Annotated in this window: 17 protein-coding genes; 14 read left to right on the forward strand and 3 right to left on the reverse strand. The window is 73.5% G+C overall.

The window, feature by feature from the left end; genetic code table 11:
- The first annotated feature begins 56 nt into the window (after window positions 1-56).
- A complete protein-coding gene (locus tag M0638_RS02650; protein WP_248665406.1) occupies window positions 57-734 on the forward strand; it encodes a hypothetical protein in 678 nt (225 codons plus the stop codon).
- A gap of 162 nt (window positions 735-896) precedes the next feature.
- On the opposite strand, the gene M0638_RS02655 is transcribed toward M0638_RS02650, so the two are convergent.
- On the reverse strand, window positions 897-1,826 hold the full coding sequence (locus tag M0638_RS02655) for a L,D-transpeptidase family protein (protein ID WP_248665407.1): 930 nt from the start codon (window positions 1,824-1,826) through the stop codon (window positions 897-899).
- Window positions 1,827-2,079: 253 nt separating this feature from the next.
- Here M0638_RS02655 and M0638_RS02660 point away from each other — a divergent pair, with 253 nt between their 5' ends.
- Window positions 2,080-3,606, forward strand: coding sequence for a protein adenylyltransferase SelO (locus tag M0638_RS02660; RefSeq protein ID WP_248665408.1), 1,527 nt, complete (start codon window positions 2,080-2,082; stop codon window positions 3,604-3,606).
- Window positions 3,607-3,735: 129 nt separating this feature from the next.
- Window positions 3,736-5,355 carry an ABC transporter substrate-binding protein gene (locus tag M0638_RS02665; RefSeq protein ID WP_248665409.1) on the forward strand — a complete coding sequence of 540 codons (1,620 nt, stop codon included), beginning with the start codon at window positions 3,736-3,738 and terminating at the stop codon, window positions 5,353-5,355.
- 141 nt (window positions 5,356-5,496) lie between these two features.
- Here M0638_RS02665 and M0638_RS02670 read toward each other — a convergent pair whose 3' ends face one another.
- Entirely contained in the window at window positions 5,497-6,705 is a 1,209-nt protein-coding gene (locus tag M0638_RS02670) for an aminotransferase (RefSeq protein WP_248665410.1), read from the reverse strand.
- Between the two features lie 666 nt (window positions 6,706-7,371).
- On the opposite strand from M0638_RS02670, the gene M0638_RS02675 reads away from it, so the two are divergent.
- Both M0638_RS02675 and glnA read left to right on the forward strand, forming a co-directional pair.
- Window positions 7,372-7,710 (forward strand): P-II family nitrogen regulator, encoded by a 339-nt coding sequence (locus tag M0638_RS02675; RefSeq protein WP_248665411.1) that lies wholly within the window; start codon window positions 7,372-7,374, stop codon window positions 7,708-7,710.
- Window positions 7,711-8,264: 554 nt separating this feature from the next.
- Window positions 8,265-9,710, forward strand: a complete 1,446-nt coding sequence (glnA, locus tag M0638_RS02680) for a type I glutamate--ammonia ligase (RefSeq protein WP_248665412.1) — start codon at window positions 8,265-8,267, stop codon at window positions 9,708-9,710.
- A 348-nt stretch (window positions 9,711-10,058) separates the two neighbouring features.
- Here the strand turns inward: glnA and M0638_RS02685 are convergent, their stop codons facing one another.
- Window positions 10,059-10,958: an NAD(P)-dependent oxidoreductase gene (locus tag M0638_RS02685; RefSeq protein ID WP_248665413.1), complete on the reverse strand. Its 900-nt coding sequence runs from the start codon at window positions 10,956-10,958 to the stop codon at window positions 10,059-10,061.
- A 424-nt stretch (window positions 10,959-11,382) separates the two neighbouring features.
- On the opposite strand from M0638_RS02685, the gene M0638_RS02690 reads away from it, so the two are divergent.
- From M0638_RS02690 to M0638_RS02730, 9 genes are all read left to right on the forward strand, one after another.
- Complete coding sequence (locus tag M0638_RS02690) at window positions 11,383-12,669, forward strand: NCS2 family permease (RefSeq protein WP_248665414.1); 1,287 nt, start codon at window positions 11,383-11,385, stop codon at window positions 12,667-12,669.
- A 108-nt stretch (window positions 12,670-12,777) separates the two neighbouring features.
- Window positions 12,778-14,373: an MFS transporter gene (locus tag M0638_RS02695; RefSeq protein WP_248665415.1), complete on the forward strand. Its 1,596-nt coding sequence runs from the start codon at window positions 12,778-12,780 to the stop codon at window positions 14,371-14,373.
- A 540-nt stretch (window positions 14,374-14,913) separates the two neighbouring features.
- The gene (gene dps / locus M0638_RS02700; RefSeq protein WP_248665416.1) at window positions 14,914-15,426 is read left to right on the forward strand and encodes a DNA starvation/stationary phase protection protein Dps; all 513 of its coding nucleotides are present in this window, start codon (window positions 14,914-14,916) and stop codon (window positions 15,424-15,426) included.
- A 351-nt stretch (window positions 15,427-15,777) separates the two neighbouring features.
- On the forward strand, window positions 15,778-17,751 hold the full coding sequence (gene parE / locus M0638_RS02705) for a DNA topoisomerase IV subunit B (protein WP_248665417.1): 1,974 nt from the start codon (window positions 15,778-15,780) through the stop codon (window positions 17,749-17,751).
- Between the two features lie 181 nt (window positions 17,752-17,932).
- Window positions 17,933-18,220, forward strand: a complete 288-nt coding sequence (locus M0638_RS02710) for a hypothetical protein (RefSeq protein WP_248665418.1) — start codon at window positions 17,933-17,935, stop codon at window positions 18,218-18,220.
- A 524-nt stretch (window positions 18,221-18,744) separates the two neighbouring features.
- Window positions 18,745-19,569 carry an enoyl-ACP reductase FabI gene (fabI, locus tag M0638_RS02715; RefSeq protein WP_456316020.1) on the forward strand — a complete coding sequence of 275 codons (825 nt, stop codon included), beginning with the start codon at window positions 18,745-18,747 and terminating at the stop codon, window positions 19,567-19,569.
- A gap of 78 nt (window positions 19,570-19,647) precedes the next feature.
- A complete protein-coding gene (locus M0638_RS02720) occupies window positions 19,648-20,301 on the forward strand; it encodes a 3-oxoacid CoA-transferase subunit A (RefSeq protein WP_248665419.1) in 654 nt (217 codons plus the stop codon).
- Window positions 20,301-20,963, forward strand: coding sequence for a 3-oxoacid CoA-transferase subunit B (locus tag M0638_RS02725; RefSeq protein ID WP_248665420.1), 663 nt, complete (start codon window positions 20,301-20,303; stop codon window positions 20,961-20,963). Before M0638_RS02720 ends, M0638_RS02725 begins: the two co-directional genes overlap by 1 nt.
- A gap of 283 nt (window positions 20,964-21,246) precedes the next feature.
- The gene (locus tag M0638_RS02730) at window positions 21,247-22,671 is read left to right on the forward strand and encodes a bifunctional enoyl-CoA hydratase/phosphate acetyltransferase (protein ID WP_248665421.1); all 1,425 of its coding nucleotides are present in this window, start codon (window positions 21,247-21,249) and stop codon (window positions 22,669-22,671) included.
- The last annotated feature ends 4 nt before the right edge of the window (window positions 22,672-22,675 follow it).

Genomic DNA, 22,675 nt, shown 5'->3' on the forward strand with positions numbered 1-22,675 from the left:
CCGGGGCCGGCCGCGTTCCAGGCGCCGCCGCGTGACACCGGGGAGGGAAGGGCGCGATGCTGAATTGGCCGGCGCCGCTGCGGCGTCAGGTGCAGACCCTGCTGGACCAGTTCCTGCGGGCGCCGGGCAGCGCCTGGATCGGCATCGCCGGCATCGACCGGCTGGGCAGCCCGGGGGTGATCTCCTCGACCATGCGGCTCGGCGGCCGGCTGGAGACGTTGGGCAGCCGGCCGACCACGCGCGCTTTCGTCTGGGTGCAGGGCACCGAGCCGGAGCTCTGGGTCGATCCGACCGATACGGGCTACCGCGACCTGTACGACGAATTCGCGCGGGAGCGGCTCGGCCTGCCCGGCCGGCCCCCGGGCGGCGTGTTCAACATCGACCACGTCTTCCCCAAGGCGACGGCGGCGCTGGACGGGCTGAGCCATGTGCGCGCCATCGCCGTGCCGGCGGATTCCAACCAGGCCGCCGGGCGCACGCTGGAGAAGGCGATGAAGCAGCGGGCGGATTCCGGCCTCGGCTCGGGCAAGGAGATCCGGCACGCCACCTGGATGAGCATCGGTAAGGCGGCGGGCTTCACCGGCTGGGAATCGCTGCCGGACGGCCGCTCGGCGGCGGGCAACGCGAAGGTGGTGCAGGCGCTGTTCGCCGACCTTGCCGGCAAGGGCATCACCCCGCCCGCCGGCACGCTGGAGCACGGGCTGACGGCGCACACGCTGACCCGGATCGGCTGAGCCGAGCCCACCCGGACCGCTCGGGCCTGCGTCGATGGGGCGAGGCCTTGAGCCGAACGGGGTTTCCGAAGGGGCTTCGCCCCTTGGCGGGAGGGGGGCAGGGGAGGGCGGCGCCCTCCCCGCCTGGGTCCGGGGCGGCGCCCCGGCTGGATGCCGCCCGGATCAGAGCGGGTTGTCCTCCGTCTCCGGCGGCGCCGCGTTCGGGTCCATCGCGTCCGTCGGCAGCGGCCGGGAGACGCGCCGGTAGGAGGCGCGCCGGACGCCGGGCTGGTCGTAGCCGTAGGGGTCGGCGTGCAGCACGGTGCGGCCGGCGGCGTTGGGCCAGGCGGTGAGGTAGGCGAGCGCCACCTGCGCCTCCTGCGGCGGCACCTGCTCGATGGTGCGGCCGGTGGCGACGGTGGCGCGCACCGCGGCCGGGGTGGTGCCGAGCAGCCAGGCGGCGAGGTCGAAGACGCGCTCCACCCGCACGCAGCCATGCGACAGGGTGCGGCCGCCACGCCCGAACAGCTCGGGGTTGCTGGTGCCGTGCAGGAAGATGCCGTTGGAATCGTACAGCCCGATCCGCAGCGGGCCGAGCGGGTTGCGCGGCCCCGGCGGCTGGATCAGCCGGCCGTTGACGACGCGGTAGTCGCGCAGCGCCGCGCCGCGGATCTCGTGCTGGATGCTGGCCGGCACGTACCAGGGCGGGTTGGCGCGCACGCCGGTGACGAAGGTGGCGAGCTGCGGGGTGCGGGTCTTCTCGGCGCCGACGATCACGCGCGAGCGCAGCGCCTCGCGCCCCTCCTCGTAGGCGATGACCTCGGCGGCGGCGATGTTCACGATGATGTGACGACCGGTGGTCAGGTCGACGCCGAGGTCGGCCAGGCGCTCCAGGGTCCGGTCCATGGCCAGCATGCCGCGCCGGTTGGCGGCCGGGATCACCGCGCGGGCCTGGCGGAGCAGCGCGCAGGCATCCGTCGCCGCGCCCTCCACCGGCGGCGGCGCCGCGCCGAAGGCCTGGGCCGCCGCCGGCCGTGGCTGAAGCAGCGTGGCAGCGAAGGGCGCCAGCGCGTTGGCAAGGATCAGGTTGCGGGCAAAGGAGCGTCGGTTCATGACCATCCAGGCGCGCCGGGGGGCTGTTGCGTGCCCAGCATGATACCAAACGGCCGACCAAAAGTATCCGCCGACGGCGCGCGAGCGGCGTGCGTCCGGCGGCGTGGGCTCGGGAGACGGGAACGGCCCGCGGCGGCCCGATGCGGGGGATGCGGCCGGCGGGTCGCGGCAGGGGCTCGCGGAACGCCGGCATGCCCGCTTGCGCCGTGGCCCCGCCGTGGCGATCTGCTGCGGCATGTCAGCATCCCAGGCCATGCCCCCCCGGCCAGAAGCGACCGCCCCGGACGCACCGGGTCTCCACCTGCCCTTCGACAACAGCTATGCCCGGCTGCCGGAGCGCTTCCACGCCCGGCTGGACCCGACCCCGGTCGCCGCGCCGTGCCTGCTGCGGCTGAACGCCGCGCTGGCGGAACGGCTCGGGCTGGACCCGGCGGCGCTGGCCGGTCCCGAGGGCGTGGCGATGCTGGCGGGCAACCGCGTGCCGGCGGGGGCGGCGCCGATCGCGCTCGCCTATGCCGGGCACCAGTTCGGCGGCTTCGTGCCGCAGCTCGGCGACGGGCGCGCCATCCTGCTCGGCGAGGTGGTGGCGCCGGACGGGGCGCGGCGGGACCTCCAGCTCAAGGGCTCGGGCCGCACGCCCTTCTCGCGCCGGGGCGACGGGCGCGCGGCGCTCGGGCCGGTGCTGCGCGAGTACCTGGTCAGCGAGGCGATGGCGGCGCTCGGCGTGCCCACCACGCGCGCGCTGGCCGCCGTCGCCACCGGTGAGCTGGTGCCGCGCGAGCGGGCGATGCCGGGCGCGGTGCTGACCCGCGTCGCCGCCAGCCACATCCGCGTCGGCACCTTCCAGTTCTTCGCGGTGCGCGAGGACATCGAGGCGCTGCGCCTGCTGGCCGATCACGCCATCGCCCGGCACTACCCGGAGATCGCGGGCGCCGAGCGGCCCTACATCGCCTTCCTGCGCGCCGTGGTGGCGCGGCAGGCGGCGCTGGTGGCGCGCTGGATGCACCTCGGCTTCATCCACGGGGTGATGAACACCGACAACACCGCGATCTCCGGCGAGACGATCGACTACGGTCCCTGCGCCTTCATGGACGCCTATGACCCGGCGACGGTGTTCAGCTCGATCGACGCCTATGGCCGCTACGCCTACGGCAACCAGCCCGCGATCGCGCAGTGGAACCTCGCGCGGCTGGCCGAGGCGCTGCTGCCGATCCTGCTGCCGGAGAACGGGCCAGGGAACGGTGAGGCGACGCTGGAGGCGGCGCGCGCGGCGGTCGGCGGCTTCGCCGAGGAGTACGAGGCCGCCTGGCTGGACGGGGCGCGGCGCAAGCTCGGCCTCGCCACGGCCGGGGAGGGCGACGAGGTGCTGGCGCGGGACCTGCTGGCGCGCATGGCGGCGAACGGCGCCGACTTCACCGCCACCTTCCGCCGGCTGGGCGGGGCGGCCGTCTCGGCCGAGGGCGACGCCGCGGTGCGGGCGCTGTTCGCGGATCCCGACGCCTACGACGAATGGGCGGCGGCGTGGCGGCGGCGGCTGGCGGCGGAGCCGGGCGAGCCGGCGGCGCGCCGCGCGGCGATGGAGGCGGCGAGCCCGGCCTACATCCCGCGCAACCATCTGGTGGAGGCGGCGCTGTCGGCGGCGGAGGAGGGCGATCTCGGCCCGTTCGACGAGCTGCTGGCGGTGCTCTCGCGCCCCTACGAGGCGCAGCCGGGGCGCGAGCGCTACGCGGCGCCGCCCGGCCCGCCGGCGCAGCCCTACATGACCTTCTGCGGCACCTGAGCCGGGCCGCGTCCGCCGCACGCAACCGCGCCGCCTGGTCCGGGGCGTCCCGCGCGCGGCGGCGGCGCGGTTGCGCGCGGCGGCGGATTCCGCTTGCATCCGATGCAAGAACGTATCGGGAGGAAGCGCATGCGCCGCCACATCCTGCGGCTCGCCGCCCTGCTGCTGCTCGGCGCCGGCCACCTGTCCTGGCCAGGGTCCTGGCTAGGACCCTGGGCCGGGCGCGAGGCCGCCGCCCAGACGCGCGGGGGCGGCGACGTGCTGCGGGTGAAGCTGTTCGGCGACCTGCGCACGATCGACCCGTTCAGCAGCCCCGAGTACATGGCGCGCAACCATGGCTACATGGTCTACGACACGCTGTTCGCGCTGGACTCGCAGCTCCGCCCGCGGCCGCAGATGGTGGATCGCTGGGAGGTCTCGGCGGACGGGCTGAGCTGGACCTTCGTGCTGCGCGACGGGCTGCGCTTCCACGACGGCGCGCCGGTCACCGCCGGGGACGTGATCGCCAGCCTGCGCCGCTGGGCGGTGCGCGACGGGCTCGGGCAACAGATCATGGCACGCGCCACGGCGCTGGAGGCGGCGGATGCGCGCACCGTGCGCCTCGTGCTGCGCCAGCCCTTCGGGCTGATGCTGGAGGCGCTGGCCAAGCCCTCCGGCCAGCCGCTCTTCATCATGCCCGCGCGCGTCGCGGCGACGCCGGCCGAGCGGCAGATCACCGATCCCACCGGCTCCGGCCCCTTCATGCTGCGGCGCGAGGACTGGCGCATCGGCGACCGCGTGACCTATCGCCGCAACCCGGACTACGTGCCGCGCGCCGAGCCGCCGGACGGGCTCGCGGGCGGCAAGCGCGCGGGCGTCGAGCGCGTGGAATGGGTGTTCCTGCCGGACGCGCAGACCGCGCTCAACGCGCTGGTGACGGGCGAGATCGACCTCTACGAGGAATTGCCGCCCGACCTGTTCCCGGTGGTGCGGCGCGCCCGCAACCTGCGCCTCGGCCCGCAGGACAATGTCGGCGTGCAGCCGATCTTCCGCATGAACCAGGCGCAGCCGCCCTTCGACAACCCGCGCCTGCGGCAGGCGATGCGCCACCTGGTCGATCCGGCGCGCTTCCTGCCGGCCTACCTGAACGACCCCGCGCTGTGGCAGGACTGCCGCTCCTTCTACGTGTGCAGCAGCCGCTACCGCACCGAGGCGGGCTGGGTGCGGCCGGATCTCGCCGAGGCACGCCGCCTCGTCGCCGCCTCGGGCTATGACGGCACGCCGGTGGTGGTGCTGGACGCGCAGGATTCCACCGTCTCCCACACCTTCGCCCTGGTGGCGGCGGATCTGCTGCAGCAGGCGGGGCTGCGCGTGGAGGTGCAGGCGATGGACTGGGCGACGCTGGTGCAGCGCCGCCTCTCGCGCAACCCGCCGGGGCAGGGCGGCTGGGGGCTGTTCGTCTCGGCGCCCTCGGGGCTGGATGCGATGGACCCGGCGGGGCACAACGCGATGCGCTCGGCCTGCGAGCGCACCGGCCTGCCCGGCTGGCCCTGCGACGCGGAGATGGAGCGCCTGCGCGACGCCTATCTCGCGGCGCCGGACGCGGGCGGCCGCGCCGAGGTGGCCGCCGCCTACCATGCCCGCGCGCTGGAGACGGTGCCCTACATGCCGCTCGGCCAGTTCAGCCTGGTGCGCGGCTACTCGGCGCGGCTGCGCGGCATCCTGGACGCGCCGGTGCCGGTGTACTGGAACATCTCCAAGGGGGAGTGAACCGGCGGCGTTCGCGGGCCCGTCGCGACCGTGCCGGCCCGGTGCCCCGATGGTTCAGGCACCGGGACGCCGGACCAGCGATAGGGGGTGCAGGAGGGCAAGGCCCTCCTGCCGGGGGCCGGGGCGGCGCCCCGGCGGCGGTCAGCCCGCCGCCGCCATCGGCCCGCGCGCCTTCCAGGCGGCGAGCCGCGCCAGCGCCTCGTCCAGCACCGCGTCGCTCTTGCAGAAGGCGAAGCGGGCGAAGTGGGTCGGCACGGGCCCGTTCGCGGCCGGGCTGTCCTCGGGCCCCGCGTAGAAGGCCGAGACGGGGATGGCGGTGACGCCGGCCGCCTCGGTGATGTGGCGGCAGAAGGCCACGTCGTCGCCGGCGAAGCCGAGAGGGCGGAAATCGGTGGTGACGAAGTAGCTGCCCATGGTCGGCAGCACGCCGAAGCCGAGCGCCGCGAGGCCCGCCGCCAGCCGGTCGCGCTTGCCCTGGAGCGAGGCGGCGAGGCCGTCGAAGTAGTCGTCGCCCTTGGCCAGCCCCACCGCCACGGCCCGCTGCAGGTTGGGGGCGGTGGTGAAGGTCAGGTTCTGGTGCGCCTTGGCGAGGTTGGGGCCGAGCGAGCGGTCGGCGGTGATGTAGCCGACCTTCCAGCCGGTCAGGCTGAAGGTCTTGCCGGCCGAGCCGATGCGCATGCAGTGCTCGCGCATCCCGGGCAGCGTCATCAGCGGGATGTGCTTCCAGCCGTCGAAGGTCAGGTGCTCGTACACCTCGTCGCAGATGGCGTAGGCGCCGTGGCGCCTGACGAGGTCGGCGATGAAGGCGAGCTCGGCGGCGGTGAACACCTTGCCGGCCGGGTTCATCGGCGAGTTGAGCAGGATCGCCTTGGTCTTCGGCCCGAAGGCGGCGGCCAGCGCCTCGCGCGGCAGCTCCCAGCGCGGCGGCGAGAGGCGCACGAGGCGCGGCACGGCGCCGAGCAGCTTCACCACCGGCAGGTAGGTGTCGTAGAGCGGCTCGATCAGCACCACCTCGTCGCCCGGGTTCAGCACCGCCATCAGGCAGGCGGTGATCGCCTCGGTGGCGCCGGAGGTGACGACCACCTCGGCGGCGGGGTCGATCTCCAGCCCGTAGAAGCGGCGGTTGGCGTCGGCCACGGCCTGGCGCAGCTCGGGCAGGCCGGTCAGCGGCGGGTACTGGTTGCGGCCATCGAGCAGGGCGGCGGCGGCGGCCTCGACCACGTCGCGCGGCCCCTCGTAGTCCGGGAAGCCCTGGCCGAGGTTGATCGAGCGCTTCTCGGCGGCCAGCGCGCTCATGACCGTGAAGATCGTCGTCCCCGTGGCGGACAGGAGCGCGTTCTGCGGCTGCATGGGGGGCTGCCGGGAGGGCTGCCAGGAGGGCTGCATGAGTGGCCGGCCTTTGCGGTGGTGGGCGCCGTCCGGGCGCGGCGGGTCGTCCCGTTCGTGCCGCTTCCCCGGTCCGGGTTTGCCCCTATTTGGCCGGCCCCGGCCCGGGCCGCAAGCGGCGCCACCGGCGGGTGCCGCGGCGGGCACCCTGTCGGGCGTCCGAATATGCGGCCGGCCCGTGCGCGCCGCCGATGCCCGTCGGCCCAGGAGAGAGGCCTGGGGGCGGCCCAGGGGGGTTGACCCAGGGGGGTTGACCCAGGGGGATGCCCAGGGGCGACGCGCCTTTCCGTGGGGCCGGCGCCCCGGCGCGGGCCTTGCCGCCTCTCGCCCGCGGCCTTCCGGGGCGGGGGGCGGCCGACGGCCATCGTTCCGGCCGCTGCCCAATCGCTGCCCATTCCCGGGCGGGCATGCCGCTTCGCTGGGCGGCGGCGGCGGACGGTATCGGCATTTCCCGTGCGGCGACGCATTGCGGGGATGGCACGCAAAGTGCAAAAAAGCACCGGCGGAAACGTGGTGGCCGCCGGCGGCATGATGCGGCATGCGCACACCGCGACATGCGCGCGGTGCAGCAGGCCCGGCGTCATCGGCAGCGACGGCGGAACGGCCGCAAGGAACGGCAAAGCGGACCCGATGAAGAAGATCGAGGCGATCATCAAGCCCTTCAAGCTCGACGAGGTGAAGGACGCGCTGCACGAGATCGGGCTTCAGGGCCTGACCGTGATCGAGGCGAAGGGGTTCGGCCGGCAGAAGGGCCATACCGAGCTTTACCGCGGCGCCGAGTACGTCGTCGACTTCCTGCCCAAGGTGAAGATCGAGGTGGTGTGCGAGGATTCGCTGGCCGACCGGGCCATCGAGGCGATCCAGCTCGCCGCCCGCACCGGCCGCATCGGCGACGGCAAGATCTTCATCTCCGACGTGCAGGAGGTGATTCGCATCCGCACCGGCGAGCGGGGCGAGGACGCGGTCTAGCCACGCCGGCCGGAAGGCACGCGGCGGCCCGACCGTGTGGACCGGCCGTGCGGCCCGCGAGGGTTGCCGGGCCTCCGCCGGGCGGACCGGCGGCGCTCCTCCGGGGACGGGGCGGGCGCCCGCGCCGGCCTCGTCGCGCGCCGCGCCGGCCGGTTCCGGCGGCGCGTTGACCTTCCCGCCGCCTTGTGGATGGCTACGCCCGGCCGCCGCCCGAACGGGCGGCCCGGCCGGGGCTTGCAGGACGCTGCCCGATGCTCCCCGACCCAGGCGAGCCGCGGGCGGCGCTTGGGCGCGGGCCGGGTCGTTCGGCCCGCCGGCGGACTGATCCGGGTGGCGCGAGGCCGGCGCGGCGCCCGGTGACTGGCCAGGGACCGGCGCGCGGAACCTGGCTTCGCCCGACCGGGCGGGCCGCGCAGCGGACGGATGGCGGCCGGGGGCCGCGCCGCCCGGGGCACGGGCCGCGCGAGGCGTGATCGCGGCAGGCGCCCGAGCGGCGCGCCGCGGCGCGGACTGCCTATCGACTGATGCAAGACACAGGGGACAGGATCGACACGATGGCGAAGAAGCCTGCAGCACCGTCCGCCGCGCCGAGCAGCGCGGTCGCCAAGGTCATGGAGATGATCCGGGAGCACAGCGTCGAGTACGTGGACTTCCGCTTCACCGACCCGCGCGGCAAGTGGCAGCACACCGCCCAGCACGTCTCCACCGTGGACGAGGACAACTTCGTCGACGGCATCATGTTCGACGGCTCCTCGATCGCCGGCTGGAAGGCGATCAACGAGTCCGACATGATCCTGATGCCGGACGCGACCACGGCGGTGATGGACCCCTTCGCCGCCAAGCCGCAGATGATCCTGATCTGCGACATCATCGAGCCCTCCACCGGCCAGTTCTACGCGCGTGACCCGCGCGCGACCGCCAAGCTCGCCGCCGCCTACGTCGAGTCCTCGGGCGTGGGCGACACCGTGCTGGTCGGCGCCGAGGCCGAGTTCTTCGTGTTCGACAGCGTGCGCTTCGGCACGGGCGGCAATTTCGGCTCCTACTTCCTCGAGAGCATCGAGGGCCCGGGCGCCAACATGAAGGAGTACCCCGAGGGCAACATGGGCCACCGCCCCCTCGTCAAGGGTGGCTACTTCCCGGTCCCGCCGGTCGACAGCGAGGTGGATCTCCGCGCCGAGATGCTCTCGACCATGGGCGAGATGGGCCTGCCCATCGAGAAGCACCACCACGAGGTGGCGCAGTCCCAGCACGAGCTGGGCACCAGGTTCGGCAAGCTGGTCACGATGGCCGACCAGATGCAGATCTACAAGTACTGCGTGCACAACGTCGCGCACAGCTACGGCAAGACCGCGACCTTCATGCCGAAGCCGATCTACGGTGACAACGGCTCGGGCATGCACACCCATCTTTCCATCTGGAAGGAAGGGAAGCCGATGTTCGCGGGCAACGGCTATGCCGACCTGTCCGAGATGTGCCTCTACGCCATCGGCGGCATCATCAAGCACGCCAAGGCGGTGAACGCGTTCACCAACCCGTCCACCAACTCCTACAAGCGCCTGATCCCGGGCTTCGAGGCGCCGGTGCTGCTGGCCTACTCGGCCCGCAACCGCTCCGCCTCCTGCCGCATTCCCTACACGACGAGCCCGAAGGCCAAGCGTGTCGAGGTGCGCTTCCCCGACCCGACGGCGAACCCCTACCTCGCCTACGCCGCGCTCACCATGGCGGCGATGGACGGCATCAAGAACAAGATCCATCCGGGCGACCCGATGGACAAGGACCTGTACGACCTGCCGCCGGAGGAGCTGAAGGGCATCCCGACGGTCTGCGGCTCGCTGCGCGAGGCGCTGGGCGCCCTCGAGGCCGACCACCAGTTCCTGCTGGAGGGCGGCGTGTTCTCCGAGGACCAGATCGCGAGCTACATCGAGCTGAAGTGGAACGAAGTGTACCGCTTCGAGCACACCCCGCACCCGGTCGAGTTCGAGATGTACTACTCCGCCTGAGCCGGGTTTCCGGGCCGCCGGTGCGGCGGCCCGGGCTTCCGGTCCGGATCGGTCCAATGGCCCCGCGCGGAGCGATCCGCGCGGGGCTTTCCGTGCGCGGAGGGTTTCCGCCGTGCCCGGGTCGGCGCCGGTTCGTGGTTGCCGGAGCGGATTCACGCCCCTGGGCGTATCCGCCCTTCGGCGATCCGCTCCGGGCTTCCGGCAACGCCGCGGCGACGGCGGCCCAGGCAGGGAGCGGCCGGAATGAGCCCGGACCACATGATCCCGGATCATGTTGCCGAGGCGGGGGGCGCCGAGGCCCCGGCGCCCTTCCCCATGGACAGAACGGCGCGCGCGTAGGGCGGGGCGTTACCCGCCGCGCGCCCGCACCTCCGTCCCAGCCCAGCCCTCCATCACCCTGATCACCGCCGACATGTCCGCCTCGGCGAGCCCCTGCGACGCGGCGAAGGCGTAGAGCCGCGCCACCTGCTCGTTGGCCCACATCGGCACGCCCAGCGCGTGCGCCTCCGACAGGCCGAGCGCCACGTCCTTCTCCAGGATGGCGAGGCGCGCCCCGAAGTCGAAGCTGCCGGTGAGCACGGCGCGCGGCACGATGTCGGTGGTGACGAAGCTGCGGCCGGTGCCGGCGTTCAGCACCTCGGCCATGATGGCGGGGTCGAGCCCGGCCCTGGCGCCGTAGACCAGCGCCTCGAAGGTGGTGGCCATGGTGGCGGCGACGGCCAGGTTGTTCACCAGCTTCATGCTCTGGGCGAGGCCGGGCGTGTCGCCGACGCGGAACACGGTGCGGGCGATGCGCGAGAGCCAGGGCAGCGCCTGCTCCACCGCCGCCGGCGCGCCGGCCGTCATCACCGCGAGGGCGCCGGCGCGCACCCGGGCCGGGCCGCCGGTGACGGGCGAGTCCACGAAGCCGATGCCACGCGCCGCGAGCCGGGCGGCGATGCGCTCCACGGTGGCGCGGCCGATCGTGGACATCTCGACATGGACACGCACCGCCGCGCCTTCGGCGACCTCGGCCGCGACGGACTCGCTGATCGCGGCCTTCGGCAGGCAGGCGAAGACGCAGGCGGCGGCGTCGGCCACGCCGCGCGGGCCGTCGTGCACCACGCAGCCGGCGTCGCGGAAGGGGATGCTGGCGTCGGGGGAGGGATCGAAGACGTGCAGCGTGACGCCCTCGCCGATCAGCCGCTCCGCCATGGGGGCGCCCATCATCCCGAGGCCGATGAAGCCGATCGCGGCGTTCCCGGACATGTCGCCTCCCGTGGTTCTGCTTTTGGCGGACGCGGCCCGCACCTCTCTCCGACGGGCGGCGCCCGCGGCGGCGCGGAGTAGAACGTGCGGCTCCGCGCAGCGTCAAGGCAGGCGGGCCGGGCCTCGCCGGCCCCGTCGCGGCCGTCGGCATGGCGACGACGGCGCGGGGTGCAGCATCCCGCCTGCCTGCCGCGGGCAGGTCCGCGGCGGGATCGCGCGGGCCGTGGGACCGCCACGGCGCGCCGCGCACCGTGCCCGTGGACGAGGCGTTCCGGCCGGAAGCCGAAGGCAGTTTGCCTGCGGGTGCGGCGCCGGGCCGCGCCGCCGCCGTGGCGGCGACGGCGAATCGACACGCCGGCGGCATGACAGGCCGACCGGGCCTCTCCTATCCTGACGCGCTGCAACGGGAAGCGGGGCGTGGCGCATGGAGCGGTTCTTCGGCCTGAGCGGGCGCGGCACCACGGTGCGCACCGAACTGCTGGCCGGCTTCGCCACCTGGCTCACCATGGTCTACATCGTCGCGGTCAACCCGGGCATCATGGCCTCGGCCGGCATCGACCGCGGCGCCGCCTTCGCCGCCACCTGCATCGCGGCGGCGATCGGCTCCACCGCCATGGGGCTGCTCGCCAACTACCCGGTGGCGCTGGCGCCGGGGATGGGGCTGAACGCTTACTTCGCCTTCACCGTCGTCGCCGGCATGGGGCTGAGCTGGCAGGCGGCGCTGGGGGCGGTGTTCCTCTCCGGCGTGCTGTTCTTCGCGGTCAGCCTGCTGCGGCTGCGCGAATGGCTGATCAACGCCATCCCGCTCTCGCTCAAGCTCGGCATCGCGGCCGGCATCGGCTTCTTCCTCGGGCTGATCGGGATGCAGGGCATGGGGCTGGTGGCGGCGCACCCGGCGACGATGGTGACGCTCGGGCCGCTCGGCCGCACCTCGACGCTGCTCGCCTGCATCGGCTTCCTGCTGATCGCCGGGCTCTCGGCGCGTCGCGTGCCGGGCGCGATCGTGCTCGGCATCGTCGTCACGGCGGCGCTCGGCATTCCCTTCGGGCTGACGCATTTCCAGGGGCTGGTGGCGATGCCGCCCTCGCTGGCGCCGACCTTCCTGCAGATGGACATCGCGGGCGCCATCGGCGTCGGCGTGCTCGGCATCGTGCTCACCTTCTTCCTGGTGGACGTGCTCGACAATGCCGGCACGCTGATCGCGACGACGCAGCGCGCCGGGCTGATGCGCCCCGACGGCAGCGTGCCCAACCTGCGCGAGGCGCTGCTGGCCGACAGCGGCGGCGCCATGCTGGGCGCCGTGCTCGGCACCAGCACCACGACCAGCTACATCGAGAGCGCGGCCGGCATCCAGGCGGGCGGGCGCACCGGGCTCACCGCCGTCACCGTCGGCGTGCTGTTCCTGCTGACGCTGTTCCTGGCACCGCTCGCGACCGCGATCCCGGGCTACGCCACCGCGCCGGCGCTGGTCTACGTCGCCTGCCTGATGGCCCCGGCCCTGCGCGAGCTGGAATGGGACGACGCCACCGAGTACGTGCCGGCCGTGGTGGTGGCGATGGCCATGCCCTTCACCTTCTCGATCGCAACCGGGATCGGGCTCGGCTTCGTCACCTACGCGGTGGGCAAGACCCTGGCGGGGCGGATCGGCGAGGTGAGCGGCGCGGTCTGGGTGATCGCGGCGGCCTGCGTGGTGAAGTTCGCGGTGCAGTAGCGCGGACCTCCGGCGCCGCCCGGGCCGGGCGGCTCCGTCACGCATAATTCCGCGAGCGCAAGCGTCCGCCCGATTTCCGCCGCCGCCAACTTGCCCTAGGGGAGCGCCATGGCCCTGCCCCGCGCCTTCCTGCCCCTCCGCCACCGCACCTTCCGCACCCTCTGGCTCGCCAACCTGGCGAGCAACACGGGCATGTGGATCCAGAACACCGGCGCGGGCTGGCTGATGACCAGCCTCGACCCCTCGCCGATCATGGTCAGCCTGGTGCAGGCGGCGACCATGCTGCCGGTGTTCCTGTTCGCCCTGCCGGCGGGCGCGCTCGCCGACATCATCGACCGCCGCCTCTACCTGATCGGCGCGCAGGCCTGGGTGCTGACCATGGCGCTGCTGCTGGCCGCGCTGACCTTCTCCGGCGTGCTGGGCCCCTGGGGGCTGCTCGCCATCACCTTCGGCATCGGCGCCGGCAACGCGCTGAACTTCCCGGCCTGGGCGGCGACCACGCCGGAGCTGGTGCCGCGCGAGGACCTGGTGCAGGCCATCGCGCTGAACGGCATCGGCTTCAACCTGGCCCGCGCCCTGGGACCGGCCTTCGGCGGCTTCGCCATCGCCTGGGCGGGGGCGGGGTTCGCCTTCGCGCTGAACGCCTTCACCTTCCTGTGGCTGATCGTGGCGCTGGTGCTCTGGCGCCGGCCGGCCGCCGCCGCCTCGACCATGCCCAAGGAGCACTTCCTCTCGGCGATGCGCGTGGGCGTGCGCTTCGTCGCCGCCTCGCCGGCGCTGCGCGCCACCATCCTGCGCGCCGTCGCCTTCTTCCTGTTCACCGCGGCGATCTGGGCGCTGCTGCCGCTGGTGGTCCGCCGGCAGCTCCACCTCGGGCCGGAGGCGTTCGGGCTGATGCTGACCGCGATGGGCGCGGGCGCCGTCGGCATCGGCTTCGCCCTGCCCTCGGTGCGGCGGCTGCTGGACACCGACGGCATCGCCTTCTGGGGCACGCTGCTGGCCTGCGCCGGGATGGGGCTGGTGGCCGCCGCCGGGCACTGGTTCCCGGCGGCGATCGGCATGGTGATGTTCGGCATGGCCTGGGTGACGGTCGCGTCCACCCTGCAGGCGGTGGCGCAGATGGTCTCGCCGGCCTGGGTGCGGGCGCGCGCGATCGGCATCTACCAGCTCTGCTTCTTCGGGGCGCTCTCCTTCGGCGCGGCGATCTGGGGCTGGGTGGGCGACGCGGTGGGGCTGCCGCTCGGCCTCGGCAGCGCCGCCGCGATCGGCGCGGTGGTGGCGGTGGCGGTGCGCCCCTGGCGGCTCGACCTCACCGGGCCGGCCGCGGCGCCGAGCGGGGCGCGGCTGCCCGAGCCGGAGGCGCCGGCGCCGGAGCTGGCCGGCGTGCTGTCGGCCGATTCGGGCCGAATCATCGAGATGATCACCTACCGGGTGGACCCGGCCGACCGCGCCGCCTTCCTGCGCCGGATGGCCGAGATGCGGCGGGTGCGGCTGCGCAACGGCGCCTCGGTGTGGCGGCTCTACGAGGACGTGGCGCATCCGGAGCGCTGGATCGAGCTGTGGTCGGTCGAGTCCTGGACCGAGCATCTGCGCGAGGCGGTGCGGCTGACCGAGGACGACCGCGCCATCGTGGCGCAGGCGGCGGCGCTGCATGGCGGGGCGGCGCCGCCGGAGGTGGCGCGGTTCATCAACGTCGTGCCGTGAGGCACGCGGGAGAAGCGTGCCGTGAGGCGCGCGGGAGAAGCGTGCCGTGAGGCACGCGGGAGAAGCGTGCCGTGAGGGCGGTGGCCTGCGCCGGATGCATCGCGCGTCGACGCTTCCGGGGCGCCGCCCCGGACCCCGCGAAGGGGTGAAGCCCCCTTCGAGACCCCCGTTGGGTTTCGATGAAGAACCGGGCAGCGGTGCCGCCCGCAACGGCGCGGTCGAACGCCATCGCCCTGGCGGGCCGGAGGCGTGGCGCCATGCGCTGGATCAATGCCGCCGCCGGCGAGGCGTCCGACCGTCCGACGGCCCGGCCTCCGCCCATGCCGCGACTGCGACTGAGACCGAACCGCCGTGGTTGCGAAGACGTGATTCCGCCGTCCCCGCGAAGCGCATGGCGGACATCGCGGACGCCCCCATTTGTCGCGGCACGATCGGTCCGCTGCCGCGTTGTGGGCGGCGCATGGGCGGTGTGCAGTCTGTAACCTGGACGGTATGTTCGCCCCGGACCATCTCGCCAACCGACCGGATGAGGAGTTCCCCATGGCCAAGTCTTCGAAGCTCGGCGCCAAGACCTTCGACACCGTCATCGACGTGCCGGAGAACGCCAAGCAGGTCTCGATCGGCATCCTGAACGCCTGCCTGATCGACGCGATCGATCTCTACAACGCGACCCGCCAGGCGCACTGGAACGTCAAGGGCCCGCACTTCCACAGCATCCACGAACTGCTGGACGGGTTCTACAACGCGCTCAACACCAGCACCGACGACCTCGCCGAGCGCATCGTCCAGCTCGGCGGCACCGCCCATGGCACGACGCAGGAGATCGCGGCGAACACCCGCCTCGAGCCCTACCCGACCGACGTGTACGGCGGCCTCGACAACATCAAGCTGCTCGCGGCGCGCTACGGCGCGGTCGGCAAGGCGCTGCGCAAGGGCATCGACGACACCGACGAGGCGGGCGACAAGGACAGCTCCGATCTGCTGACCGAGAAGTCCCGCGAGATCGACAAGATGACCTGGATGATCGAGGCCTTCCTGAAGGCCGACAACTGATCCGGCCGGGTCGCTGACCGCCCGCGTCCCGGTCGCCTCGCGCCCGGGGCGGCGGGCCTTGCGAAAGACCTCCGCGCCGGCCGGCGCGGAGGTCTTTCCGTTCGTGGCGCCCCTGCCGCCCGGCGGCGCAGGACGGTCGATGCGGGATGGACACGGCGCGAGGCCGGGACCGGCAGGGCAGGCCCAGGGGCGGAGGGTATCGGGCGGGAAGGCCGGAAAGGGGCAGGCGAGGACGGACGCCTTCCTTCCCCCACCGGGGCGGCGGCGGGCGGCATGCGCGCCGGCCGGGGCGCGACTTGTTGTTTCCGGGCGCCGGTGTCGCTATCTTGGGCCCAGGAACGGGAACAAGACATGAACGATCTGTTCGGCCGGGACCGCCTGCAGCCGGGCCGGGACGAAAGCTACTCCGCCAAGGATATCGAGGTGCTGGAGGGGCTGGAGCCCGTCCGCCGCCGCCCCGGCATGTATATCGGCGGCACCGACGAGAACGCGCTGCACCACCTGGCCGCCGAGATCATCGACAACGCCATGGACGAGGCGGTGGCGGGCCATGCCGACCGCATCGAGGTGACGCTGGAGGCCGGCAACTGGCTCGCCGTGCGCGACAACGGCCGCGGCATCCCGGTGGACCCGCACCCCAAGGTGAAGGGCCTCTCGGCGCTGGAAGTGATCCTCACCACGCTGCATTCGGGCGGCAAGTTCTCGGGCAAGGCCTACGACACCTCGGGCGGCCTGCACGGCGTCGGCTCCTCGGTGGTCAACGCCCTGTCGGAGCGGCTGGAGGTGGAGGTGGCGCGCGACCGCACCCTCTGGACCCAGGCCTATTCGCGCGGCAAGCCGGTCACGAAGCTGAAGAACGCCGGCCCGATCCACAACCGGCGCGGCACCACCATCCGCTTCCGCCCCGATCCCGAGATCTTCGGCGAGCAGGCGTTCAAGGCCGAGCGGCTGTACCGGCTCTGCCGCTCCAAGGCCTATCTCTACCGCGGCGTCGAGATACGCTGGCGCTGCGACCCGTCCCTGGCCTCCGACGCCGTGCCGGCCGAGGCGGTGCTGCACTACCCGGGCGGGCTGAAGGACGCGCTGGACGTGGCGATCGAGGGGCGCGCCCAGGTGGTGCCGAATCCCTGGCACGGCATGGCGGAATTCCCGGACCGCCAGGGCCGCGTCGAGTGGGCGATGAGCTGGCTGGAGCAGGGCGAGGGCTTCCTCAGCCTCTACTGCAACACCATCCCGACGCCGCAGGGCGGCACGCACGAGGCGGGCTTCCGCAACGCGCTGGTCAAGGGCCTGCGCGCCTATGGCGAGCTGAAGAAGGAGAAGCGCGCGGCGCAGGTGACGGCCGAGGACCTGCTCGGCGCCGGCGCCGGCATGCTCTCCGTGTTCATCCGCGAGCCGCACTTCCAGGGCCAGACCAAGGACAGGCTGACCAGCCCGGAGGCGACACGGCTCGTCGAGACCTCGCTGCGCGACCGCTTCGACCACTGGCTGGCGGGCGATCCGGCGACGGCCGACAACCTCCTCGCCTACGCCATCGAGCGCGCCGAGGACCGGCTGCGCCGGCGCGAGCAGAAGGACACGCCGAGGAAGTCCGCGACGCGCAAGCTGCGTCTGCCCGGCAAGCTCGCCGACTGCGCGCGCGAGAGCGCCGAGGGCACCGAGCTGTTCCTGGTGGAGGGCGATTCCGCCGGCGGCTCGGCCAAGCAGGCGCGCGACCGCGAGACCCAGGCGGTGCTGCCGCTGAAGGGCAAGATCCTCAACGTCGCCTCCGCCTCGGCCGACAAGCTGCGCCAGAACCAGGAGCTGAAGGACCTGATCGAGGCGCTGGGCTGCGGCGTCGGCGAGAAGTTCGACATCGCCCGGCTGCGCTACGGCCGCGTCGTCATCATGACCGATGCCGACGTGGACGGGGCGCACATCGCGGCGCTGCTGATGACCTTCTTCTACAAGGAGCTGCCGGAGCTGGTGCGGCAGGGGCGCGTCCACCTCGCGCAGCCGCCGCTCTACCGCCTCCAGGCCAACGGCAGGAGCGTCTACGCGCAGGACGACGCCGACCGCGAGCGCAAGCTGAAGAAGGAGTTCAAGGCCGGCGCGAAGGTCGAGGTGAGCCGCTTCAAGGGCCTCGGCGAGATGCCGCCGGCCTCGCTGAAGGAGACCACCATGGACCCGCGCAGGCGTTCCCTGCTGCGGGTGATCCTGCCCCCCGAGGAGCGCGCCCGCACCGCCGAGCTGATGGAGGCGCTGATGGGCCGCCGGCCGGAGCTGCGCTTCCGCTTCATCCAGGAGAACGCGGCGAAGGTGGACGAGGCGGAGGTGGATGTCTGACGGGGCACACCGTTCCGGCCCTCGCCGGTCGGCGGTTCCGGGCCGCCGGCCGAAGGTGCCCGGCCCCGGGTCTGTTCCGACCCGGCTGGCCGGATGCCGAGACCGCGCCTCGCCCGGGATCGACAGGCCGACTCCCGTGTTCTTCCTCCCGGCCGCGATTCTCCTGCCGGCCGGAAAGGACATGACGATGCGACGGCACGACCCGGTTTCCATGGTGCTTCCGCTGGCGGCGCTCGCGCTGGCAGCGGGGCCTTGTCTGGCACCGGCAGGCGCGGCGCTGGCCGCCAATGCCGACCAGCCGCACGCCAACGTCGATCGACGCAACGATGCCGGCAATGCCACCGGCAACGAGCGGGTGGACCAGTTGAACGCCGCCCAGCGCGGCACGGCCAACCCGCCCGGCAACCCGCCGGCGCCGCCGCTGCCGCCGGCGCCCCCCAACGGCGGCGCGTCCGTTTCCTCGCGCTGAGCGAGACCTGCAAGGCAGGGGGCGGCTGGCCGGTTGGAAACGCCGGTGGCGTATTCCGCGCCTGCTACGGGATCCGGTCGATTGACGCCGCGCCTGCCATGGTACCCCGGGGCGGCCGTGCCCTGGCGCGGAACCCATCGCCCGGATTCCGTATGATCGTCCCTGGCCCCTTGGCGGATGGACGCGGGGGAGAAGGCAGCGCCGCCGCTTCCCGCGCGTGGCGGCCGCGACGCCGACGGCGCCTGCCGGCGGCCGGTGGCATGCGCCGGCGCGGCGCCCGGCCGTGACCGAATGGCGGCGGGTGGATGACGGCCCGGGTAAATCGGCGGCCGCCGCGGCATTCGACTGGCGCCGCCCGGTGCAGGCCGCGTTAGAATGTCGCCGGGCCGGCCGGGGCTACCGTGCCGGCCGGCGGAAGGATCGGCGACGGAGCGTCGTTGGCGGCCTGTCCGTGCCGTGGAGCTGCCGGGAAACGGCGCCGGGCGGCGATGACCGGCTATCTGCCGCTGCGACGGAGTTGCGCGATGACCGAAGGCAATCCCCTCGATCCGCTGCCGCGGGTCTGGGATCCCGACGACCGGATCGGCGACATGCTGCGGGGCAAGCGCGGGCTGGTGGTGGGAATCGCCAACGACAGCTCCATCGCCTTCGGCTGCGCCGCCAAGCTGCGCGCCTTCGGCGCCGAGCTGGCGGTGACCTACCTGAACGACAAGGCCGAGCGCTTCGTGCGGCCGCTGGCCGAGCAGATCGGCGCCGCGATCGTCATGCCGCTCGACGTCGAGCAGCCGGGCGCGCTGGAGGCGGTGTTCGAGCGCATCGGGCAGGAATGGGGCGGGCTCGACTTCGTCGTCCACTCCATCGCCTTCGCCCCGCGCGCGGACCTGCACGGCCGCGTGGTGGACGTCTCGGCGGAAGGCTTCTCGCAGGCGATGCGCGTCTCCTGCTGGTCCTTCCTGCGCATGGCCAGGCTCGCCGAGCCGCTGATGACCGGGGGCGGCGTGCTGGTGACGATGAGCTACTACGGCGCCGACAAGGTGGTGAACAACTACAATGTCATGGGGCCGGTGAAGGCGGCGCTGGAGGCTTCCGTGCGCTACCTGGCGCACGAGCTGGGCGACCAGGGCATCCGCGTCTTCGCCCTCTCGCCCGGCCCGCTGCGGACGCGCGCCGCGAGCGGCATCGCGCATTTCGACGAGCTGATCGACATGGCCGCCGAGCGCGCCCCGGCGGGCCGCCTGGTGGACATCGCCGAGGTCGGGCGGGTCTGCGCCTTCCTGGTCGGCGGCGCCTCCTCCGGCATGACGGGGGACACGATCTACGTCGATGGCGGCCTGCACAACATTGCCTGAGGCACGCGCCGCATCGGCCGGCGGCACGGTCCCGGAAGGCGGCGCGCCGGACGGGGACGCAGACGGGAAAGGGGACGCATGCGCAAGGCGATGACCGCCCGCGAGGCGGCGGCGCTGATCCCGGACGGGGCGAGCATCCTGTTCGGCGGCTTCATGGGGGTGGGCACGCCCACCCGCCTGTTCGACGCGCTGGTGGCGCGCGGCGCGCGCGGGCTGACGGTGATCGGCAACGACACGGCGCGCCCCGGCCGCGGCGTCGGCCGGCTGATCGACGCGGGCTGCGTGACGCGCGTCGTCGCCAGCCACATCGGTACCAACCCGGTGACGCAGCAGAAGATGATCGCGGGCGAGCTGGAGGTGGAGCTGGTGCCGCAGGGCACGCTGGCCGAGCGCATCCGCGCCGGCGGCGCCGGCCTCGGCGGCGTGCTGACGCCGACCGGCCTCGGCACGGTGGTGGCGGAGGGCAAGCAGGTCGTCACCGTGGACGGCCGCGACTTCCTGCTGGAGCGGCCGATCCGCGCCGACTTCGCCCTGCTGCACGCCTTCGAGGCCGACTACTACGGCAACCTCACCTACCGGCTGACGGCGGCGAACTTCAACCCGGTGATCGCCTTCGCCGCCGACTGCGTGATCGCCGAGCCGGACGAGATCGTGCCGGTCGGCGTCATCCCGCCCGACGCGGTGCGCACGCCGGGCGTGCTGGTCGATCATCTCGTCGAGAGGCCCCGCTGATGGACGCCAAGGAGCTGATCGCCCGCCGCGTGGCGCAGGAGCTGCGCGACGGCATGCTGGTCAATCTCGGCATCGGCCTGCCGACCACCGTCTCGCGCTACGTGCCGGCCGGCATGCTGATCGCCTTCCAGAGCGAGAACGGCATCGTGGGCTTCGGCGCCGCGCCGCCGGACGGCATGGAGGACCCGAACCTGACCGATGCCGGCGGCGGCTACATCAGCGCGCTGCCCGGCGCTTTCGCCTTCGACAGCGCCGTCTCCTTCATGCTGATCCGCGGCGGGCATCTCGACATGACGGTGCTGGGCGGGCTGCAGGTGGACGCGAAGGGGCGGCTGGCCAACTGGATGGTGCCGGGCAAGCTGGTGCCGGGCATGGGCGGGGCGATGGACCTCGTGGCGGGCGCCAGGCGGGTGGTGGTGGCGATGCAGCACGCGGCCAAGGGCGAATCGAAGATCGTGCCGGCGCTGACCCTGCCGCCGACCGCCGCGCGACGCGTCGACCTGATCGTCACCGACCTCGCGGTGATCGCGCCGACCGAGGCGGGGCTGGAGCTGCGCGAGCGGGCGCCGGGCGTCTCGGTGGAGGAGGTGGTGGCGGCGACCGCGGCGCCGCTGATCGTGCCGCCGGAGGTGCCGGCGATGCGTTTCGCGGGGATCATGTAGCGGCGGGGCGGGGTGCGGGGGGGCTTCGCCCCTCGCGACCCCACCAGGGAGGCGCTGCCTCCCTGGACCCTCCGCCAAGGGGCGAAGCCCCCTTGGATCCCCCGATGGTTCTCGAGTCTCGCCTGTGTCACCACCCGTCCTCCGATCGCCGGCGGAGGTCCAGGAACCTGAGGTTCCTGGTGGGTGGGGTCCGGGGAGGGCAACGCCCTCCCCGGGCGGAACGGGTGCAGGGGAAGGCGCAGCCTTCCCCGCCGGCCCACGCCGCATCGAAAGGAGCCCCCACATGCTCGCGCATCCCGCCCTGATCGGGCGCACCGCCGCCGAGATCGCGGTCGGCGACACGGCCGCGCTGCGCCGTTCCTGCACGCCGAACGACCTGATCGTCTTCGCGCACGCCTCCGGCAACCTCAACCCGCTGCACATCCCGGGCGAGTCGGAGCAGGAGGCCGGCCGGCCGCCGGTCGCACCCGCCATGTGGGGCGGCTCGCTCTTCTCGGCCGTGCTCGGCAACCAGCTTCCCGGCCCCGGCACGCTCTACCTCTCCCAGACGCTGCGCTTCCATGCCCGCCCCGTGGTCGGCGACGAGCTGGAGGCGCGGGTGACGGTGCGCGAGAAGCGGCCGGACGGCGTGCTGGTGCTGGATTGCGCCCTGAACCGGATCGGCGACGGCGCGCTGGTGGCGGACGGCGTGGCGGAGGTGCGCGCGCCGGCCAAGCACCTCGTCACCGACGGCGTGCTGCTGCCCGACATCGCCCTGGCCAAGCGCGGCAAGTTCACGCGGCTGCTGGATGCCTGCCGCGGCGTGCCGGCGCTGCCGACCGCCGTGGTCTGCCCGACCGACGGCCATTCGCTCGGCGGCGCCTGGGAGGCGGCGCGGCACGAGCTGATCGTGCCGCTGCTGGTCGGGCCCGAGGCCGCGATCCGCGCCGAGGCGGCCGCGATCGGCTGGGACCTGGCCGGCGTCGCCATCGAGGACATCGACGTGCACCGCGCGGCGGCGCGCGCCGTCGCCATGGTGCACGAGGGCGCGGCCGGCGCCGTGATGAAGGGCAACATCCATTCCGACGAGCTGCTCTCGCAGGTCACCAAGGCGGATGGCGGGCTGCGCGCCGGGCGGCGCATCAGCCACGTCTTCGTGCTGGACGTGCCGGGGCGCGAGGAGCTGCTGCTGATCTCCGACGCCGCGATCAACATCCTGCCGGACCTGAAGACCAAGGCCGACATCGTGCAGAACGCGATCGACCTCGCGCACGCGATCGGCATGCCGGAGCCGCGCGTCGGCGTGCTCTCGGCGGTGGAGACGGTGAACCCGGCCATCCCCTCCAGCCTCGACGCCGCGATCATCGCCAAGATGGCCGATCGCGGGCAGATCACCGGCGGGCTGGTGGACGGGCCGCTGGCGATGGACAACGCCGTGGACGTGGAGGCGGCGCGCACCAAGGGGCTGCACTCCTCGGTGGCGGGGCGCGCCGAGGTGCTGATCGCGCCGAACCTGGAGGCGGGCAACATGCTGGCCAAGCAGCTCGTCTTCCTCTCGGACGCGGATACGGGCGGGCTCGTCTGCGGCGCCGCGGTGCCGGTGATGCTGACCAGCCGCGCCGACGACGAGCATGCGCGCCTGGTCTCGGCGGCGCTGGCGGTGCTGTACGGCCACTGGAAGCGGACCGGCGTCTCGCTCGTGGCGCCGGTGGCGCCGGCGAAGGGCTGAGCCG

The organism is Roseomonas acroporae, assembly GCF_023223525.1.
In the GTDB taxonomy this organism is placed as follows: domain Bacteria; phylum Pseudomonadota; class Alphaproteobacteria; order Acetobacterales; family Acetobacteraceae; genus Roseomonas_E; species Roseomonas_E acroporae.

Coding starts and splice junctions, on each gene's coding strand:
- glnA (WP_248665412.1), top strand. CDS start 8,265: ATGGCGAAGAAGCCTGCAGCACCGTCCGCCGCGCCGAGCAGCGCGGTC.
- dps (WP_248665416.1), top strand. CDS start 14,914: ATGGCCAAGTCTTCGAAGCTCGGCGCCAAGACCTTCGACACCGTCATC.
- M0638_RS02710 (WP_248665418.1), top strand. CDS start 17,933: ATGACGATGCGACGGCACGACCCGGTTTCCATGGTGCTTCCGCTGGCG.
- M0638_RS02655 (WP_248665407.1), bottom strand. CDS start 1,826: ATGAACCGACGCTCCTTTGCCCGCAACCTGATCCTTGCCAACGCGCTG.
- M0638_RS02660 (WP_248665408.1), top strand. CDS start 2,080: ATGCCCCCCCGGCCAGAAGCGACCGCCCCGGACGCACCGGGTCTCCAC.
- M0638_RS02695 (WP_248665415.1), top strand. CDS start 12,778: ATGGCCCTGCCCCGCGCCTTCCTGCCCCTCCGCCACCGCACCTTCCGC.
- M0638_RS02725 (WP_248665420.1), top strand. CDS start 20,301: ATGGACGCCAAGGAGCTGATCGCCCGCCGCGTGGCGCAGGAGCTGCGC.
- M0638_RS02730 (WP_248665421.1), top strand. CDS start 21,247: ATGCTCGCGCATCCCGCCCTGATCGGGCGCACCGCCGCCGAGATCGCG.
- M0638_RS02670 (WP_248665410.1), bottom strand. CDS start 6,705: ATGCAGCCGCAGAACGCGCTCCTGTCCGCCACGGGGACGACGATCTTC.
- M0638_RS02650 (WP_248665406.1), top strand. CDS start 57: ATGCTGAATTGGCCGGCGCCGCTGCGGCGTCAGGTGCAGACCCTGCTG.
- M0638_RS02675 (WP_248665411.1), top strand. CDS start 7,372: ATGAAGAAGATCGAGGCGATCATCAAGCCCTTCAAGCTCGACGAGGTG.
- parE (WP_248665417.1), top strand. CDS start 15,778: ATGAACGATCTGTTCGGCCGGGACCGCCTGCAGCCGGGCCGGGACGAA.
- fabI (WP_456316020.1), top strand. CDS start 18,745: ATGACCGAAGGCAATCCCCTCGATCCGCTGCCGCGGGTCTGGGATCCC.
- M0638_RS02720 (WP_248665419.1), top strand. CDS start 19,648: ATGCGCAAGGCGATGACCGCCCGCGAGGCGGCGGCGCTGATCCCGGAC.
- M0638_RS02685 (WP_248665413.1), bottom strand. CDS start 10,958: ATGTCCGGGAACGCCGCGATCGGCTTCATCGGCCTCGGGATGATGGGC.
- M0638_RS02690 (WP_248665414.1), top strand. CDS start 11,383: ATGGAGCGGTTCTTCGGCCTGAGCGGGCGCGGCACCACGGTGCGCACC.
- M0638_RS02665 (WP_248665409.1), top strand. CDS start 3,736: ATGCGCCGCCACATCCTGCGGCTCGCCGCCCTGCTGCTGCTCGGCGCC.